Source organism: Campylobacter concisus, assembly GCF_015229955.1.
Taxonomy (GTDB): Bacteria; Campylobacterota; Campylobacteria; order Campylobacterales; family Campylobacteraceae; genus Campylobacter_A; species Campylobacter_A concisus_AT.
Genome location: NZ_JAAKYZ010000001.1, coordinates 404,798 through 419,544 on the forward strand (window position 1 = coordinate 404,798; position 14,747 = coordinate 419,544).

General features: G+C 37.2%; 20 protein-coding genes. 12 read left to right on the forward strand and 8 right to left on the reverse strand.

Going from position 1 to position 14,747, the window contains the following annotated elements; all coding sequences use genetic code 11:
• Positions 1-77 precede the first annotated feature (77 nt).
• From napA to G6W45_RS02090, 7 genes are read left to right on the forward strand one after another with little or no spacing between them, the layout of a single operon-like run.
• A complete protein-coding gene (gene napA / locus G6W45_RS02060) occupies positions 78-2,858 on the forward strand; it encodes a nitrate reductase catalytic subunit NapA (RefSeq protein WP_194167362.1) in 2,781 nt (926 codons plus the stop codon).
• A 9-nt stretch (positions 2,859-2,867) separates the two neighbouring features.
• Complete coding sequence (napG, locus tag G6W45_RS02065) at positions 2,868-3,626, forward strand: ferredoxin-type protein NapG (protein ID WP_194167363.1); 759 nt, start codon at positions 2,868-2,870, stop codon at positions 3,624-3,626.
• Positions 3,623-4,414 carry a quinol dehydrogenase ferredoxin subunit NapH gene (napH, locus tag G6W45_RS02070; protein WP_194167364.1) on the forward strand — a complete coding sequence of 264 codons (792 nt, stop codon included), beginning with the start codon at positions 3,623-3,625 and terminating at the stop codon, positions 4,412-4,414. The genes napG and napH overlap by 4 nt, the downstream gene beginning before the upstream one ends.
• Positions 4,411-4,938 (forward strand): nitrate reductase cytochrome c-type subunit, encoded by a 528-nt coding sequence (locus G6W45_RS02075; protein WP_084108411.1) that lies wholly within the window; start codon positions 4,411-4,413, stop codon positions 4,936-4,938. The genes napH and G6W45_RS02075 overlap by 4 nt, the downstream gene beginning before the upstream one ends.
• Entirely contained in the window at positions 4,938-5,405 is a 468-nt protein-coding gene (locus tag G6W45_RS02080; protein ID WP_021090640.1) for a 4Fe-4S dicluster domain-containing protein, read from the forward strand. Before G6W45_RS02075 ends, G6W45_RS02080 begins: the two co-directional genes overlap by 1 nt.
• Complete coding sequence (locus G6W45_RS02085) at positions 5,402-6,337, forward strand: WD40 repeat domain-containing protein (RefSeq protein ID WP_148798277.1); 936 nt, start codon at positions 5,402-5,404, stop codon at positions 6,335-6,337. The genes G6W45_RS02080 and G6W45_RS02085 overlap by 4 nt, the downstream gene beginning before the upstream one ends.
• Entirely contained in the window at positions 6,334-6,675 is a 342-nt protein-coding gene (locus G6W45_RS02090) for a chaperone NapD (RefSeq protein ID WP_107793202.1), read from the forward strand. Before G6W45_RS02085 ends, G6W45_RS02090 begins: the two co-directional genes overlap by 4 nt.
• 295 nt (positions 6,676-6,970) lie before the next feature.
• Here the strand turns inward: G6W45_RS02090 and G6W45_RS02095 are convergent, their stop codons facing one another.
• The 3 genes from G6W45_RS02095 to G6W45_RS02105 are packed head-to-tail and all read right to left on the reverse strand — an operon-like array spanning position 6,971 to position 8,412.
• The gene (locus G6W45_RS02095; protein WP_103619158.1) at positions 6,971-7,513 is read right to left on the reverse strand and encodes an SCO family protein; all 543 of its coding nucleotides are present in this window, start codon (positions 7,511-7,513) and stop codon (positions 6,971-6,973) included.
• 9 nt (positions 7,514-7,522) lie between these two features.
• Positions 7,523-7,936, reverse strand: coding sequence for a hypothetical protein (locus G6W45_RS02100; protein ID WP_194167365.1), 414 nt, complete (start codon positions 7,934-7,936; stop codon positions 7,523-7,525).
• A gap of 53 nt (positions 7,937-7,989) precedes the next feature.
• Positions 7,990-8,412, reverse strand: a complete 423-nt coding sequence (locus G6W45_RS02105) for a copper chaperone PCu(A)C (protein ID WP_054196384.1) — start codon at positions 8,410-8,412, stop codon at positions 7,990-7,992.
• Positions 8,413-8,549: 137 nt separating this feature from the next.
• On the opposite strand from G6W45_RS02105, the gene pgp2 reads away from it, so the two are divergent.
• From pgp2 to G6W45_RS02130, 5 genes are read left to right on the forward strand one after another with little or no spacing between them, the layout of a single operon-like run.
• Positions 8,550-9,515 (forward strand): cell shape-determining L,D-carboxypeptidase Pgp2, encoded by a 966-nt coding sequence (gene pgp2 / locus G6W45_RS02110; RefSeq protein ID WP_148821057.1) that lies wholly within the window; start codon positions 8,550-8,552, stop codon positions 9,513-9,515.
• 2 nt (positions 9,516-9,517) lie between these two features.
• Positions 9,518-9,757, forward strand: coding sequence for a CmeU family protein (gene cmeU, locus G6W45_RS02115; protein WP_087576821.1), 240 nt, complete (start codon positions 9,518-9,520; stop codon positions 9,755-9,757).
• Positions 9,750-10,763 (forward strand): alanine racemase, encoded by a 1,014-nt coding sequence (locus G6W45_RS02120; RefSeq protein ID WP_194167366.1) that lies wholly within the window; start codon positions 9,750-9,752, stop codon positions 10,761-10,763. The genes cmeU and G6W45_RS02120 overlap by 8 nt, the downstream gene beginning before the upstream one ends.
• Before the next feature lie 9 nt (positions 10,764-10,772).
• On the forward strand, positions 10,773-11,204 hold the full coding sequence (locus G6W45_RS02125; RefSeq protein WP_194167367.1) for a hypothetical protein: 432 nt from the start codon (positions 10,773-10,775) through the stop codon (positions 11,202-11,204).
• Positions 11,195-11,596 carry a hypothetical protein gene (locus G6W45_RS02130; protein ID WP_242039028.1) on the forward strand — a complete coding sequence of 134 codons (402 nt, stop codon included), beginning with the start codon at positions 11,195-11,197 and terminating at the stop codon, positions 11,594-11,596. Before G6W45_RS02125 ends, G6W45_RS02130 begins: the two co-directional genes overlap by 10 nt.
• 544 nt (positions 11,597-12,140) lie before the next feature.
• Here G6W45_RS02130 and htpX read toward each other — a convergent pair.
• Genes htpX through ribA form a run of 5 tightly spaced genes read right to left on the reverse strand, consistent with a single transcriptional unit; the run spans position 12,141 to position 14,700 of the window.
• Positions 12,141-13,010: a zinc metalloprotease HtpX gene (gene htpX / locus G6W45_RS02135; protein ID WP_194167368.1), complete on the reverse strand. Its 870-nt coding sequence runs from the start codon at positions 13,008-13,010 to the stop codon at positions 12,141-12,143.
• Positions 12,997-13,383 carry a hypothetical protein gene (locus G6W45_RS02140; protein WP_194167369.1) on the reverse strand — a complete coding sequence of 129 codons (387 nt, stop codon included), beginning with the start codon at positions 13,381-13,383 and terminating at the stop codon, positions 12,997-12,999. Before G6W45_RS02140 ends, htpX begins: the two co-directional genes overlap by 14 nt.
• A complete protein-coding gene (locus G6W45_RS02145; RefSeq protein ID WP_084108385.1) occupies positions 13,380-13,574 on the reverse strand; it encodes a hypothetical protein in 195 nt (64 codons plus the stop codon). The genes G6W45_RS02140 and G6W45_RS02145 overlap by 4 nt, the downstream gene beginning before the upstream one ends.
• On the reverse strand, positions 13,571-14,137 hold the full coding sequence (gene rsmG, locus G6W45_RS02150; RefSeq protein ID WP_194167370.1) for a 16S rRNA (guanine(527)-N(7))-methyltransferase RsmG: 567 nt from the start codon (positions 14,135-14,137) through the stop codon (positions 13,571-13,573). Before rsmG ends, G6W45_RS02145 begins: the two co-directional genes overlap by 4 nt.
• Positions 14,137-14,700, reverse strand: a complete 564-nt coding sequence (gene ribA, locus G6W45_RS02155; protein ID WP_194167371.1) for a GTP cyclohydrolase II — start codon at positions 14,698-14,700, stop codon at positions 14,137-14,139. Before ribA ends, rsmG begins: the two co-directional genes overlap by 1 nt.
• Positions 14,701-14,747 lie beyond the last annotated feature (47 nt).

Below are 14,747 nucleotides of genomic sequence, written 5' to 3' on the forward strand. Positions count from 1 at the left end.
AAATGTAAATCAGTTGTAAATAAGTTTTACAAGGTTAATATCAACTAAATTTGTTTTAAATCTTTAAAGGAGAAAGAATGAATCGACGAGAATTCATAAAAAGTGCTGCAGCTAGTGCTGCTTGTGCTAGTGCTGGTATAGCCGTACCAAGCTCACTAAGCGCAGCAAGCGAAGCCGAAAAAGGCTGGCGCTGGGATAAGGCCGCTTGTAGGTTTTGTGGGACAGGCTGTGGCATCATGGTCGCTACAAAAGAGGGCAAGATAGTAGCTGTAAAAGGAGATCCAGAAGCACCAGTAAATCGCGGTCTAAACTGCATTAAAGGCTACTTTAACGCTAAGATCATGTACGGCGAGGATAGGATCACTCATCCGCTTTTACGTGTAAATGAAAAAGGCGAATTTGATAAAAAAGGTAAATTTAAGCAAGTAAGCTGGAAGCAAGCATTTGATGTTATGGAGGCTCAGTTTAGAAAAGCATATGATGAACTAGGACCTCATGGTATCGGAGTTTTAGGCTCTGGTCAATATACAATTCCAGAAGGTTACGCTGCTGTTAAGCTTATAAAAGGTGGCTTTAGAAGCAATAGCATCGATCCAAACGCAAGACACTGCATGGCAAGCGCGGTTGTTGGCTTTATGCAAGTTTTTGGCATAGACGAGCCATCAGGCTGTTTTGATGATATCGAACTAACTGATACTATCGTGGCTTGGGGCGCAAATATGGCCGAGATGCACCCGATACTTTGGGCACGCGTAAGCGATAGAAAGCTTAGCGATCCTGATAGGGTAAAGGTTGTAAATTTAAGCACTTACTCAACTAGAACATCAAATTTAGCTGATATAGAGATTATCTTTGCTCCGTCATCTGACCTTGCTATCTGGAACTACATCGCTCGTGAGATAGTTTATAACCACCCAGAGATGATCGATGAAGAATTTGTTAAAAAACACTGTGTATTTACAACTGGTCCAGCCGATATCGGATATGGTCTTCGTCCAGACATTAATCATAAAAAATATGCTCCAAGCGAGCTAGACACTGCTGCTACTGAGAAGTCAAAGGTGCTAAGTGAAGCTGAGGGTGTTACGCTTTCTTATCTTGGACTAAAAGCTGGCGATACGCTAGAAAATAAAAATGCTGCAAAATCTGGCGCACATTGGCAAATAACATTTGAAGAGTTTAAAAAAGCTCTTGCACCTTACACACTTGACTTTACAGCAAAGGTAGCCAAGGGCGATCCAAACGAAGATATAGAAGAATTTAAGAAAAAACTAAAAGCACTTGCTGATCTTTATATAGAGAAAAACCGCAAAGTCGTAAGTTTTTGGACGATGGGCTTTAACCAACACCAACGTGGTACATGGGTAAATGAGCAAGCTTATATGGTTCACTTCTTACTTGGCAAACAAGCACTTCCAGGCTCAGGAGCATTTTCTCTAACTGGCCAACCAAGTGCGTGTGGAACTGCAAGAGAGGTTGGAACATTTGTTCACCGCTTGCCAGCTGACATGGTTATTGAGAATCCAAAACATAGAGAGATAACTGAAAAAATTTGGAAACTTCCTGCTGGAACGTTAAGTGGCGTACTCGCTTCTCACTACGTAAAAATGATGCGTGATCTTGAAGATGGTAAGGTTAAATTTATATGGGTTCAAGTAAATAATCCATGGCAAAATACTGCAAACGCAAACCACTGGATAAAAGCGGCTCGTGAGATGGACAACTTCATCGTTGTAAGCGATCCTTATCCAGGAATTTCTGCAAAAGTGGCTGACCTTATCCTCCCAACTGCGATGATTTATGAAAAATGGGGTGCTTACGGTAATGCTGAGAGAAGAACACAACACTGGAGACAGCAAGTACTTCCGGTTGGCGAAGCGATGCCTGATATTTGGCAAATGATGGAATTTAGCAAGCGCTTTAAGCTAAAAGATGTTTGGGGTGAGAAAAAAGTAAATGATAAAGTGACACTTCCAAATGTGCTTGAAGAGGCAAAAGCTATGGGGTATAGCGAAGAAGATACGCTATTTGATGTACTTTTTGCTAACGAAGAGGCTAAGAAATTTAGCGCAAACGATCCGATAATGGAAAACTACGACAATACAGAAGTGTTTGGTGATAGTAGAAAAGTGATCGGCTCAGATGGTAAAGAATTTAAAGGATATGGATTTTTCGTCCACAAATATCTTTGGGAAGAGTATAGAAAATTTGGTGTTGGACATGGTCACGACCTAGCAGATTTTGACACTTACCACAGAGTAAGAGGTCTTAGATGGCCAGTTGTTGATGGTAAAGAGACTCAGTGGAGATTTAATACTAAATTTGACCCATACGCTAAAAAAGCTGCCCCAAATGAGAAATTTGCATTCTATGGCAACAAAAATGCAGCACTTCCAACAGGCGATCTAAAAGGCGTTACAAATAAAGATAAAACATCTCTTGCAAACAAAGCAAAAATTTTCTTCCGCCCTTACATGGATCCATGCGAGATGCCAAGCAAAGAGTATCCGTTCTGGCTATGTACTGGCCGTGTTCTAGAGCACTGGCACTCAGGCACTATGACCATGCGTGTTCCTGAGCTTTATAGAGCTGTTCCAGAGGCACTTTGCTATATGCATGAAGATGATGCTAAAAATCTTGGCGTAATGCAAAATGAGATCGTTTGGGTCGAATCACGCCGTGGCAAGGTAAAAGCAAGAGTTGATCTAAAAGGTAGAAATAAGCCACCAGTAGGTCTTATTTATGTGCCTTGGTTTGATGAAAACGTATTTATCAATAAAGTCACACTAGACGCTACTTGCCCAATCTCAAAAGAGACTGATTATAAAAAGTGTGCGGTTAAAATTTACAAAGCATAGGTGAGCGATATGGGATTTTCAAGTAGGCGAGAGGCTTTAAAATTTGGAGCAAAAGTAGCACTTTTGGCTCTTGGCGGAGGCTTTGTTTGGTCGCTTAGTGCCAAGGCTTCACCACTTATGCTTCTTAGGCCTCCTGGTGCAAAAGAAGAGAAGCAATTTTTACAAAGCTGCATTAGGTGTGGGCTTTGCGTAGAGGCTTGTCCATTTGACACGCTAAAGCTCTCATCGCTAGAAGATGGCATAAGCATTGGAACGCCTTATTTTGAGCCTAGAAAAATTCCTTGCTATATGTGTGAAAATATCCCTTGTGTGCCAGCCTGTCCGACTGGAGCTTTGGACGTAAATTTAGTAAGCGCAAAAGGCAAGCTTGACATAAATAAGGCCAAAATGGGTGTTGCGGTGGTCGATATGAAAAACTGCGTGGCACACTGGGGTATACAGTGCGATGCTTGTTATAGGGCTTGTCCTCTTTTAGATAAAGCCTTGTATCTTGAATATCGCCGCAACGAAAGGACGCAAAAGCATGCCTTTTTACTTCCAGTGGTCGATAGTGACATTTGCACTGGATGTGGCCTATGTGAGCGAGCCTGTATCACTAAAAAAGCAGCCATTACCGTGCTAAACCGTGACGCGGTGCTTGGCAAAGTAGGCGATAACTACGTCAAAGGCTGGATAAAAGAAGATGAAAGACGCATAGACGATGCAGACAGCAAAATAAAGCTTGACATTAAAAAAGCGACTGATTATCTAAATGGTGGTGAGCTATGAAATTTTTAATCTTAAGACGAATAACTCAAATTTCTATCCTAGCACTATTTATCCTAGGAAATTTTTATGGAGTTAAGATACTTAGCGGAAATTTAAGTTCATCTTTGCTTTTTGGAAAAATTCCACTAAGCGATCCATTTGCTTTGGTCCAAATTTTACTTGCAAGCTTTAGTGCCGGCATAAATGCAATTATTGGAGCTGGCATTATCTTGGCGTTTTACGCGCTAGTTGCTCCAAGAGTGTTTTGTTCGTGGATATGCCCAATAAATTTACTAACCGATATCGCTTTTAAACTAAGAGAAAAATTTGGCCTTAAGGGCGAAAAAGTCTTAAATGTGAGTAAAAATTTACGTTATTACTTGCTGGCTCTTGCTCTTATATTAAGCCTTGCTTTATCTTATCCAGTATTTGAGAGCGTTAGCTATATTGGCATTATTCAGCGTGGCATTATTTACGGCTCGGCTAGTGCTTTAGGTATAGCGGTTGCGATCATTGCTTTTGATATGTTTGTGTTAAAGCGTGGCATTTGCTCGCACATTTGTCCGCTTGGTGCATTTTATGCAGTGATATCAAAATTTGCTCTTATTAGAGTCAAACATGATGCCCAGGCCTGTACAAAGTGTATGAAGTGTAAGCTCATATGTCCTGAGATGCAAGTGCTTGACATGATCGGTAAAGAAAGCCGCTCGGTTAGCTCAAGCGAGTGCATAAGCTGTGGCAGGTGCATTGATGTTTGTGGAGATGGGGCTTTGAAATTTAGTATTAGAAATTTAAGGAGAGAAAAATGAAAATAAAAATAATGATGCTTGGAGGATTGTGTGCTGCGTTTTTTGCGGCATGTACTTTTAATAATCCAAGTATTAGTGATTCGCAAATCGGCTTTAGAAATATCGATTTGCTAGACGATAAAGACGTTGTATTAAAAGATGTGAACTACACAAAAGAGCCAGCTGGTATGTCAAAGAAATTTGATAGGTCTTTTGAAAATGCACCGCCATTTATCCCACACGATACTGAGGGTTTAGTGCCTATCACAAAAGATATGAATATGTGCGTAACCTGCCATATGCCTGAGTTTGCAAAAGATAGTGGAGCAACACCGATACCATCATCTCACCTTTATGACATCAGAAATAAAAAAGATCTTGCAGGCAAGCTTGATGATGAAAGATATAACTGCACAACATGCCACGTTGAGCAACAAACTGGCTTAACTCAGCTAGTCGGTAATAAATTTAAGCCTGACTTTAGAGATAAAAACGGTACTCATAAGTCAAACTTGCTAGATGTTTTAAACGATGGTGTTAAATAATGCAAAGCAGGCGAGAGCTTTTTAGTAAAATTTTGGGGGCAAAATCTGCTCCCAAATTTATAACTCCGCCTTTTTTTAGCGGAGAGTTTGACTGCGATAGATGCGATGCTATCTGCGTAAATGCTTGTGAAAAAGAGCTTCTTAGCTTTGAAAATGAAAGAGTAATTTTTAAAGTTAAAAAGCTGGGCTGTGACTTTTGCGAAGAGTGCGCAAAGGCTTGTGAGAGTCTTGGTAAGAAGACATTAAGCCTAAGCTCACCAAAAAGTATAAACGCAAAAGTTAGCATCGATGTTTCTAGCTGTCTAGCATGGAACGATACAATCTGCTACAACTGCCTTGATGCTTGCAAATTTAAAGCAGTCGAATTTCTTGGCGTTTTTAGACCTATTGTTAATCAAAACTGCGTAAGTTGCGGCGAGTGCTTTGATGTTTGCTTTAAAAATTCACTTCAAATGGAGGCCTTATGAGAGCTTTGTTTTTTATTTTTTGTCTATTAAATTTTATCTTTGCAAGCGAGATCACCACTCCATATAAGCAAATAGAGGCTAGTGCAAATGTGCTAAGCACAACGTTAATAAATGGCAAACTTTTTATTGCAACTGATGGAGGGACGGTTGAAATTTATGATCCTAAAGAGTCTAAATTTGAAGAGATCATCAAAATGGATGATATAAAAACCTACGTTAGTGATCATGAAAGACCAAAAATTTTAAGCATTGATGAAATTGATGGCAAAACTCTTATACTTAGCGAAGGTGATTACGCTACAAAGGTGCTTCATCTAAGAGAAAATGGGCAGATGAGAAGCATAAAAATGGATAATCAAGCGATAAAAAAGGCATTATTTTTAGATAATGAGCATGTTGCACTTGCTTCAATTAGCAATGAAATTTACTTTTTAAACCTAAAAAGTGGCGAAATTTATGATAGCTTTAAAATTTCAATTGCGATGCTTTCAGATATGGAGATAAGCGAAGATAGAAGCACGCTAGCTATCGCTTGCGAGAGTGGGAAGGTCTACTTTTATAACATAAAAGCTAAAAAAATGGATCAAATTTTAGACATTCATACAGACAATATCTACGACATCTCATATAAAAATGGCGTCATGATCAGCGGAGGCACCGACAGGATCGTGGGGATATTTTCAGCTGGAAGCCTAAAAAAGATAAATACTGGCTTTTTGGTCTATGGCGTCGGCCTTAGCGATGATGGCAGAGTGGCGGCTTATATGAGCGATGAGATGAGCGATGTAAATTTAGTTGATAGCAAAAGCTTAGAAAATATCGCAATGCTAAAAACTGGACAAAGCACGATAAATAGCATAGTTTTTATAAGCGATAACGAAGTCGTAACTTCAGCCTATGAGAATAAAATTTTGTTTTGGAGAATTAAATGAATATTTCAAGTTTGATAGTTTATACGGACAATAAAAGTGAAAGTGTAAAAAACGAAATAAAAAAGCTAAAAGAGTGTGAAATAATAACCGATGCAGACGATAGAATCGTAGTGGTAGTTAGCTCAGATAGTATTGAAGATGAGATAAAAAATTTTAAAAAAATAGAAGCTATCAGTGGAGTAGTGAGCGTTGCGATGGTTTACAGCTATCAAGAAGATGCCGAAGAAAATAGGAAAAAACTAGAAGAAAATGGCAAGATAAGTGAAATTTTAACAAGTGATGAGGTAAAGGCAGAGGATATTACTTATGGCGGCAGCGTGCATCATAGAGTGAAATAGTAAAACTTAAATTTTTAGCTTTTGCATTATCATTAAAATTTATAGTGCAAAAGACTATCTTTCGTATAGATCTTCTTAATAAATTCGTTGCTAATACTACTTATATTTAATCAACTTTGTTTGGCTTGTAGATTAAATTTATGTTCAAGGGTTAATAGATTTTGGGTGAAAAATTACTCAGCAAGCATAAAATCAAAAGTATAGCAAGTGAATTAAATTTTAGCTTAGAAGATCTTGAGATGATGCTTGCATAAAGAATTTTGGTAGGCCATTTTTGGCTTACTAATTTTATAGCCTAAGGTCTATCTTTGATCAAATTTAATAAATTTTCTCCAATGTTTTCATTTGTTAGATTTGAAATTTCTTTATAAAAATTTCCTTTTTTGTCTATTAAATATATTGAAGAGCTGTGAGCAACAGAGTAGCCCATGGCTGAGTTTTCAAGACGGACTTTTTGAAATTTTACACCATAGGTTTTTGCCACTTCTTTTAAGGCGTTTAGTTTTAATCCATCGGCATCTTTGTAGAAATTTTTTGCCATTAGAGTTAAATTTTCAGGAGTGTCGCGTTCAGGATCAAGCGTAATAAAAAGTAACTCAAAGTCATCTCTTTTTAGTTTATTTAGCTCATCACCAATCAAAGAGAGCGCAGTAGGGCAGACATCGGGGCAAAAAAGATAACCAAAATATATAACTTTGTACTTTCCGTCGTAATTTTTAAGACTTACTTCACCATTTTGTGAAAGTGCCTTAAAATCATACTTGTTTGGCTTGATCAGCAAAAGTGCAACACCTATACAAATTAAGATTATTGTTAAGCCCCAAAATGCCTTTTTCATCATTACCCTCTATAATTTTAGATCAAGATCTACAAAAAAACCAGTTTCTTTTTCGTCATCAAGTACTTTAAATCTATATCTCATAAGCTCGACAACACAAGCGCTTAGCACTACTTGAGCAGTTAAGTTATCGCCTCTTGGCTCAAGTCTTGCTTTGATCGATCCCATATTCATATTTATGCCGTCTATCTCAAGACTAGGATTTTTTAGCCCTAAATTTTTACCGTTAATGATTTTAAAGCTAAAAGGCCTCATAGCATAAATAGGTCTTGGCGAGATGTCTATTTTTAGCTTTACGCCTTTAAATTCCATCTCACAAGATTTATTGTTTAGATCACATTTTAAAGGATCTAGCGATGTGTTTACATCGGCAAATTCAGGTGGATCTTCCTTGCTTGTTGTCATAAGCTTATAGCCTATCAAAAAAGAACCTAGAACAATAAAGATAAATGAAAAAATAATTATGATTTTTTTCATTATTTAAAGTTTTTAGTTACTCCGATATTATCAAGCTTTATGCTCTCGCCATTACTAAATTTTAGCTCTAAATCAACTTTATCACCATCTTTTAATGGTTTATTTAGATCCATAAGCATAATGTGTAAACCGCCAGGAGCTAGTTTTGTTTCGCCATTTTTTGGGATCACTGCATCTTCGATTTGAACCATAGCCATCATACCATCATTCATTTTGTGTGTATGAATTTCTGTACTTTTGCAAACGCTTGAGTGAGCGCCAATAAGCTTTACATCAGAATTTGAAGCATTTTTTATATTCATAAAAATTGCACTATTGTTTGTGCCAGGTTTTGTATCTCTAGCTCTAACATTTTCTAGGCTGATATCAGCCGCCATAAGAGCAGAAGCTGCAAGCATCGCACCAAAAACGATTTTTTTCATATTTTTCCTTTGTGATAAAATTAATAATGGTTTTCACATTATACATTTAGAACTACTTAATTTACCTTTAAAATCTAAAAATATAAATTTTTTAGGATATAATTACGGACTAAATTTTACTTTTTGGGATATTTCACTTGAAAAAAATTATATTTTTCTTCATCGCGTTATCGCCTTGTCTTTTTGCCCAAAATTACGAAGAAATTTACTTAAAAAATGGCTCTGCTGCTGTTATTGATGCCATCGAAAAAAATATTTTAAGTAAGGATTACTGGCTAAAAAAGCTTGAAGGCAAGGATGTAAGATATGGGTATTATGACAATGAGATACTTCTAAGTGTAGTTGATAAAACTAAAAAGAAGCTTGAAGTGATCTCTTATAATGGCGGCATTACAAAAAAGCTTTTTAGCTCAAGCGTTATAGTTGGCAAAAATGGTGATAAGCTTCTTGAAGGCGATCTAAAAACACCGGTTGGAGTGTATCAGCTTACACGTAGATTTACGCCAAATGATAGATATCTTGGCCCGCTTGCATTTTCGCTTTCGTATCCAAATTTACTTGATAAGCTTGCAAAGCGAAATGGCGGTGGCATTTGGATACATGGCTATCCACTTGATGGTCAAAGGACAGATGAGCTAAAAACAAAAGGCTGCGTGGCTATGCAAAATGATACTTTGATGAAATTTGATGATGTTGTGGATCACAAAAAAACACTTGCATTTATCTACGAAGATAAGCGTCCAGAAGCTAGCACAAAAGATATTGCAGTGATCATTTCTGGACTTTTGGGCTGGAAAAAGACATGGAGCGAGAGCGACATTGAAAACTATCTTAAATTTTACGATAAAAACTTTGAGCGATACGATGGTATGAGCTTGGAAAAATTTAAAAGTATGAAGCGGGCTATTTTTTCTAAAAAAGAGAAAAAACGCATTAGTTTTTCAAATTTTCTTATCACGCCTTATCCAAATCTTAAAAACGATAGGCTTTTTCGTGTGAGTTTTTATGAGGATTATGTTTCAGATACACATAAATTTGCTGGGCAAAAGACGCTTTATGTGAAGCTTTATAACGATGATATGAAAATTTTTATAGAGGAGTAAAAGTGGAAAAATCTCAAGAAGTAAAAGAAAAAATCGAAAAAATTTTAGAGGCAAGAGCTGCTTTTTTTGCTGAGCTTGACCGTCAGGTTCCAAAGAAAAATGGTACTGATGTTTTTGATTTTAGCAAAGTAAAAGAGGCTGATCTGAAAGAAATTTACGCCAAATTTTATGCATTTGATTACAACGTAAGAAAACTTTTACCGGATGTTTATACTGCTTTTAATGTGAATTTTAATGTCTGAAATACGCCTAAATAAAGCTTCATATATTCATAATCTCACTCAAATTTGTACTAAAGCCGGTGGTAAAGAAAAAGTAATAGTTGTATTAAAAGACAATGCTTATGGACATGGTGCAAGGCTTATTGCAAATGAAGCTAAAAAATTTGGCATAGAAGTTTGCGCTGTAAAAAGCGAGTTTGAAGCAGATGAAATTTCTGACATATTTGAAAATATTCTCATTCTCTCACATATCCCAACCGGAAATGAAAGTAGTAAATTTATCTATGCGATAAACGATATAGAGGCACTTTTGAAGATAAAAGATGGCTCAAAAATCAATCTTGCAATCGATACTGGTATGCATAGAAATGGGCTTGATATTAGCGAGCTTGATTATGCGTTTGAAATTTTAACAAGAAGGAATTTAGAGCTTCTTGGAGCTTATACTCATTTTCGCGCAAGTGATGAGCTCAATGCTGATTATTTTGTGCAAAGGGAAAATTTTAGGGCTGCAAAAGAGAAAACTTTAGCTCTTTGCGATGAGTTTGGTATAAAAAAACCGATCTTTCACTCCCACAACTCAGCTGCTCTTGAAAGAGCAAGTGAAATCGATGATGATATGGTTCGCGTTGGCATCGCTCAGTATGGATACGCTCAGTTTGGTGATAGTTTGGGACTAAAGCCTGTGCTTTCACTATGGGCAAAAAGAGTTAGCAGGCGCATTTTAAAAAGTGGTCAAAGTGTTGGATATGGTGCTAAATTTAGCGCAAAAGAAGATATAAATGTAGCCACTTATGATCTTGGATATGGTGATGGATTGCTAAGATACAATGGCTGTGGCGAGCTAAGACTTGCCAATAATGAGCCAATACTGGGCAAAATTTCTATGGATAGCTTTAGTTGTAAAGATAGCGGCGAGTGGGTTTGTGTCTTTGATAATGCAAATGTTTGGGCGAAATTTTTTGATACGATAAGTTATGACATTTTAGTAAAGCTCTCGCCAAATATCACTAGAAAATTTATATAAAGGTAATATGTGAAAAAGATCGTTTTATTAGCTTTTGCTAGCTTTGCTTTTGGTGTGCAAGAGAGTGAGTTTAAAATTTATGAGCAGATATTAAATCAGCTTGACACTAAGCAGATCCCAGCTTTTGTCGTCCAAACCGCAAAGCCAAATTTACCAAGCAGAGTCGATGAGATGATTACGCTAAAAGATGTGAGTAGTAGCGGGCTAAACATACATGGCGAGTTTGTTTTAAACGAGACCAAGACAAAGAGGATAAAAGGCTACAACAAAGCTCAAATTTTAGCTTTAAAAGATGAGTTTTATAAAAATGGAAAAGATGCGCTTTGCAACTCAGGTATGGCTAGAGCTGTGCTAAATCGTGGCATCACACTAAGTGGTAGTTACGGCTTTGAGGGTAGGCATTTTTTTGATATAAATTTGGATAAAAGTAGTTGCGAGTAGCCATTTTTTTACTATTTTTTTGCTCGCTTGTCCTGGCTCTTACGCCAGATATGGTAGCGAAAAATCACGCAACTTACTACAAAAAAAAGCTCCCATTCATCTGCACGCCAACACTGACACTTAATGATATCTTAAATGTCGGCGACATGCTCATTTATAGATATGCCGTCAAACACGCAAGAAAGCAAGAGATCAAAAGGCTTGAAGAAAAAGAGCTTTTAGAATTTATCGAAGCTATCAAAAAGGAAAATTTACGAACCGCTTGCAAAGATAAAGAGATCTTAAATATGCTAAGTATCGGTGTTACATTGGATGAGCTTTTTTATTCAGAAAATGGTGAGCTGATCTTTGAGTACACTATAGAAGATCGTGAGTGTAAGAAATTGCAGTGAAATTTGGGGCTAAATTTCTGTTTTTTGGTTGTAAATTTGATATTTTTGCAAATTTTAAAATTCCATTTACTCACAAGAATCTACTACTGATTTTAAGCCTCGCAAAGCTTGTCGCTAAAATCAGAGTCTAAATTACTCGCTCATAAAATTTTAAAAATTGCCCGACGCTTACCAGATATGCAAACACATGCATTGCATTAGTATGTTTGTATGCCACGACTAACGTTGTCGGGGTTAGGGAATTTGTTAATGAGGAGAGGGGGCGACTTCTTAATTTGATCATCTTTCTCCTTAACAACAGAATTTATATTTATGTTGTGTAATTACAAGCTTACAAAGTATAATTCAAGTTTTCTTTTTCTTGAACAAACAAATTTATAAATTTTAAAATCTTACTTCATTTGTCTTAGCAGACTATTAAATTTTTAATTCTCATGGATACTCGCTCATAAAATTTAAAATTTTTGTAAATTTATAAATTTAAAGCTAAAAAAAGATGGCAAAAAGAAGAAATTTAGCCCAAATTTTACTAGAACTAAATTTTCTACATGCCTCTTTTTATCTCTTGTTCAAGTCTTTCAAGCTCAGCAATCCTATCGCTAGTGCTTGGATGCGTTCTAAAAAGTACGCCAAGCTTGTTGGTTAATGAGCCAAATGGATTTACGATAAACATATGAGCACTTTGCTCGCTTGCGTTTTGCATGACGTAAGAATTTGAGTAGCTCTCAAGCTTTTTTAAAGCACTTGCAAGCCACTCTGGGTGTCCTGTTAGATAGGCTGCGCCCTTGTCCGCCTTATACTCGCGCTCCCTTGAGATCGCCATTTGTATGATTGTGGCAGCTATTGGCATGAGTATAGCAAGTGCTAGCATAACGATGCCATTACCACCACCTCTTCTTGAACCGCTGCTTTGCCCAGCAATACTACCAATCTTAGCAAAATTTGCAAGCATTGCGATAGCCCCAGCTAGTATGGCAGCGATAGAGCCAGTTAGGATGTCATAATGCCTTACGTGGCTTAGCTCGTGAGCTAGCACGCCCTCGATCTCGTTTTCATTTAAAATTTTTAAAAGCCCCTCTGTTACCGCGACAGCTGCGTGGCTTGGGTTACGGCCTGTGGCAAAGGCGTTTGGTACCTCTTCTGGTATGATGTAAATTTTTGGCATAGGCAAATTTGCTTTTTGTGTGAGGCGAGATACGATCTCATAAAGCCCGTGAGCGTTACTCTCATCAACTGGGATAGCGTTATATCTTTTAAGTACTATAGTATCACTAAAAAAATATGAAAAGATATTTGTACCAGCTGCTATCAAAAAGGCGATCATCATGCCATGCTCACCTCCAATATATCCGCCAACAGCGATAAAAATCAGCATTAAAGCAACCATTAAAAAAGCAGTTTTAAAAATTTCCATCTTTGTCCTTATTTTTTATAGCATTTGGCAAGATCGCTGCGTCGATGTTAAATTTTGTAAGCTGTGCTAGCTCGCTTTCATCTTTTATCAAAACAGCTATAAGTGCGTCAAATAGATAACTCTCAGCTATCTTTGCTAGATCTTTTGCAATATCAATATCTGCGATAATAAATTTTACTCCAGCCGCGTTTGCGATAATGGCTTCATTTGCATTCGTCACAAAAACGCTAAAGCTTGCCTTAGCTTCTAGCGCCCTTTTTATGAAATTTCTATCAAATTTAAAGAGATTTTGCCTGCCGTTTGAAATCTCATCTTCACTTTTGCAAAGAAATAGTGGCTCAAATTTGATCAGCTCATCACCCAAAATTTTCATCTCTCACCCTTTATGCACTCTTTGCAGATGTATTTTCCGTCTCTTAGCACCATTTGATCAATATCACTAAAGACACCGCATTTGCTGCACTCTTCGAAGTTACTGGTGCTTATCTTGTCGCTATTTTTTCTATTTTTAAAAAATATGATGTAAATCGCAACCAAAATCGCTACAAAAAGCAAGTATTTCAACGTTTCCCCCCTTGATTTTTGAGATTAAAATATATGTAGTTTCTATTTTTTTCATTATAAATTTGCGCGTCTATGCCTGAAATTTCATCCATGACACTAGAGCCTTTATAGATGAGAAATTTAGTATTTTCATCGTAAAATCCCTCGCAAATTTTTATAAGCTCTTTTGTCTTGCTAAGTGCCCTTGAGGTGATGAGATCAGCCGTAAATTTATCTGCAAGTTCGATCTTTTGGCTATGAACTTCTAAATTTTCTATGTCAAGCTCGATTTTAACGTAGCTTAAAAATGAAGACTTTTTGGCTATCGGCTCAAAAAGATGCCACTTAGTGTGCGGCATCGCAAGTGCTAGAAATATCGCTGGAAAGCCAGCTCCACTGCCCACATCGATCGCCGTTTTGGCACTTAGATCAAAAATTTCAAGCGGTTTTATGCTATCAAGCACCTGCTCGCTTATATCTTTATAATTGCTTAAGCTATGAACCTTATTAAATTTAGCAAAAATTTGAGCGTAAGCCTTTACTTTTTCGTCAAATTCTGCCGGCAAGCAAAGCTCATTTTTCATCACAGGATGTGCCCCATTTGCTCTTTTTTTACACGAAGATAGTCTTCGTTAAACTTATTTGGTTTTATGATAATAGGCACGCGTTTTACGATCTTTGCCGACTTTAAACCATGAAGTTTTAATGGGTTGTTTGTGAGTAAATTTACCTCTTTTACACCGTAGTGATTTAGGATAAAATCGACCACTTCGTATGTTCTCTCGTCAGCCTTAAAACCTAGCTGGTGATTGGCTTCTATCGTGTCAAAGCCCTTATCTTGCAGGCTGTAGGCATTTATCTTATTTAAAAGCCCGATATTTCTGCCCTCTTGACGCAAGTAGATGACCATGCCGCCATTTTCTTCGATATATTTTAGGCTCGCTTCAAGCTGGTCGCGGCAATCGCACTTTAGGCTTCCGATCGCATCGCCAGTTAGGCATTCAGAGTGAATTCTAAGATTTACTACCTCGCTCAAAGACTCTTTGTAGATCACGAGGTGCTCTTTTGACCCTTCTTTGAAGGCTTGAACCTTATAAGTGCCAAACCTTGAAGGTAGATTTGCGGCGTTTGAAATTTCTATTTTCATTTTAAATTTACTCCAACTGTGCTAAACTAGCTAAAAACCACGCATTT